At 44.6% G+C, this 3,295-nt stretch carries 2 protein-coding genes; both read left to right on the top strand.

The window, feature by feature from the left end; translation table 11 throughout:
• Position 1: 1 nt before the first annotated feature.
• Positions 2–1,738 (top strand): ABC transporter ATP-binding protein, encoded by a 1,737-nt coding sequence (locus QZ158_RS08110; RefSeq protein WP_293887472.1) that lies wholly within the window; start codon positions 2–4, stop codon positions 1,736–1,738.
• Between the two features lie 13 nt (positions 1,739–1,751).
• On the top strand, positions 1,752–3,295 hold a 1,544-nt coding region (locus QZ158_RS08105; protein WP_293887470.1), incomplete at its 3' end, for an ABC transporter ATP-binding protein.

Raw genomic sequence — 3,295 nt, 5'->3', positions numbered from 1 at the left:
TATGGGATATATTTGGTCCTATTTGAGAAAATATCCAAAATGGTTGTGTTTGAATGTTACAGCAGCCATCTTTTTTGTGATTGTCAATCTCGGTTTGCCAACTGTTCTAGCTCGTATGATTGATGAGGGGATCAATCCGAGAGATGTGGAGCGGGTTTATTTTTGGGCATGGGTTATGTTCGGTGTGATCATCGTCGGGATTCTCGGTCGCATCGCTCTGGCCTATGCCGTTGGGAAGATCACTACAACCCTGGTCATGGATATGCGAAATGACCTCTATGAGAAACTTCAGGAATATTCCCACCACGAGTATGAGAAGATTGGGGTTTCTTCCTTGGTGACGCGGATGACGTCCGATGCCTTCGTCTTGATGCAGTTTTCTGATCAGATATTGAAGCTTGGTGTCATTACCCCTATCATGATGCTGTCCAGTATTCTTTTGATTTTACAGACGAGTCCATCTCTTGCTTGGATTGTGGCGATTTCAATGCCATTTTTGGCCGTGGTCGTCTGGTATGTAGCTATCAAGACCAAACCTTTGTCAGAGAAGCAGCAGGAAACCCTGGATAAGCTCAATCAATATGCGCGCGAAAACCTTACGGGACTTCGGGTGATTCGTGCTTTTGCGCGCGAAGAATTCCAAGAAGAAAAATTTGGCCAAGCTAATGCAATCTATGCGGACAACTCCAATAGACTTTTTAAATTGACAGGCTTGACGGAGCCACTCTTTGTCCAAATCATCATCGCCATGATTGTAGCTATTGTGTGGTTCGCCTTGGATCCTCTAGGGGATGGCAGTTTAGAAATCGGGAATCTTGTCGCCTTTATCGAATACAGTTTCCATGCCTTGCTTTCTTTCCTATTCCTAGCTAATCTCTTTACCATGTATCCACGGACAGCTGTCTCTAGTCATCGTTTGAAAGAAATCATGGACATGCCGATTTCTATCGATCCAAATCAAAATGGGGTTACAGAGACAGAAACCAAGGGTTATTTGGAGTTTGACAATGTTACCTTCGCCTATCCTGGTGAGACAGAGAGTCCAGTTCTTCATAATATTTCCTTTAAAGCTAAGCCGGGGGAAACCATTGCCTTTATCGGATCGACTGGTTCTGGGAAATCCTCTCTGGTCCAGCTCATTCCTCGATTCTATGATGTGACCTTAGGGAAAATCTTAGTGGATGGTGTAGATGTGCGTGATTTCAATGTTAAAGCCTTGCGCCACAAGATCGGATTCATCCCACAGAAGGCCTTACTCTTCACGGGGACTATTGCCGAAAACCTTCGTTACGGAAAAGAAGATGCCAGCATTGAGGAGCTAGACAAGGTGGCAGATGTGGCCCAAGCTAAAGAGTTTATCGAAAGCAAGGAAGAGCAGTTCGACACGCATCTAGCTGAAGGAGGGAGCAACCTTTCTGGTGGGCAGAAACAACGTTTATCCATTGCGCGTGCAGTTGTTAAAGAGCCGGATATCTATATCTTTGATGATTCCTTCTCGGCTCTTGACTACAAGACAGATGCTACACTGAGAAAACATCTCAAGGAAGTAACAGGAGATGCGACCGTCTTGATCGTAGCCCAGCGGGTTGGGACCATTATGGATGCGGATCAAATCATCGTCTTGGATCATGGAGAAATCGTCGGTCGTGGAACCCACGAGGAACTCCTAGCAACCAATGAAATTTACAGTGAGATTGCTCGCTCTCAGTTGAACAATCAATCATTAACAGAAGAATAGGAGGGAGGAGAAAATGAAAGAAAAACGTTCCAGTTTTGTACGTCTTTGGGGCTATCTAAGAGCTTATCGTTTTGCCGTTATTTTCGCTATACTCCTAAAGATTCTGAGTGTGGTTATGAGTGTCATTGAGCCCTATATTCTTGGACTCGCTATTACGGAATTGACCGCTAACCTGACAGATATGGCTAGAGGAGTAGCAGGAGCTGAGATTAATGCTGGCTATGTTGGTTGGGCCATGATTGTCTATCTCTTCCGGGGAGTTTTGTATGAGCTTGGATCTTATTATTCCAACTATTTCATGACCAATGCCGTCCAAAGTATGATTGAGGATATGCGTAATGACCTATCTGAAAAAATCAATCGCATCCCTGTTTCTTACTTTGATCAGCACCAATTCGGAGATCTTCTTGGTCGCTTTACCAGCGATGTCGAAACTGTTTCTAATGCCTTGCAGCAGTCCTTCCTTCAAATTGTGAATGCCATTTTCACCTTAAGCTTGGTCATCGCTATGGTGCTCTATCTCAACCTCACTTTGGGTCTAATCGTGATTGCTTCTATCCCGATCACCTTCTTCGGTGCCCAGTTGATTATGAAGAAATCCCAGCCTTACTTTAAGGAGCAGGCTGATGTCCTTGGAGCTCTAAATGGTTTTGTTCAGGAAAATTTGAGCGGCTTCAACGTTTTAAAACTCTATGTACGGGAAGAATCATCGCAAGAAGACTTCCGTGACATTACCCGTCGACTCCAGCAAGTTGGATTTAAAGCGAATTTTATTTCTGGACTGATGATGCCTATTCTGAATGCAATCTCTGATTTGACCTATCTTTTGGTCGCAGTTGTCGGAGCCATTCAAGTTCTTGCCGATCGTCTGACAGTTGGGAACATGCAGGCTTTTGTCCAGTATGTCTGGCAGATCAATCAGCCTATTCAAAATTTGAGCCAGTTGGCTGGAACCTTGCAAAGTGCCAAATCTTCACTGGATCGTGTCTTCCAAGTCCTTGATGAACCAGATGAAGTACTCGGTAAAAATGAAGCTCTGGATAAGGAATTGACTGGACAGGTTAGCTTTAACCATGTGGACTTCCAATATGTGGAAGATAAGCCATTGATCCGTGACTTTAATCTTGAGGTCAATCCAGGTGAGATGGTGGCTATTGTCGGACCAACAGGTGCAGGGAAAACCACGCTCATCAATCTGCTTATGCGTTTCTATGACGTGAGTAAGGGGGCTATTACGGTAGATGGACATGATATCCGCGATCTATCTCGCCAAGATTATCGCAAGCAGTTTGGGATGGTTCTTCAGGATGCTTGGCTTTATGAAGGGACCATTAAAGAAAATCTGCGCTTTGGTAACTTGGACGCGACAGATGAAGAGATTGTCGCCGCTGCCAAAGCTGCTAATGTAGACCACTTTATCCGGACGCTTCCAGGGGGCTACAATATGGAGATGAACCAAGAGTCTAGCAATATCTCTTTGGGACAGAAGCAGTTGTTGACTATTGCGCGTGCCCTTCTAGCTGATCCTAAAATTTTGATTTTGGATGAAGCGACATC

Source organism: Streptococcus sp. A12 (assembly GCF_905372335.1).
In the GTDB taxonomy this organism is placed as follows: Bacteria; Bacillota; Bacilli; order Lactobacillales; family Streptococcaceae; genus Streptococcus.
Note: the sequence above shows the minus strand (reverse complement) of the source record. Positions and strands in the feature narration are given on the sequence as shown.

Coding starts and splice junctions, on each gene's coding strand:
- QZ158_RS08110 (WP_293887472.1), top strand. CDS start 2: ATGGGATATATTTGGTCCTATTTGAGAAAATATCCAAAATGGTTGTGT.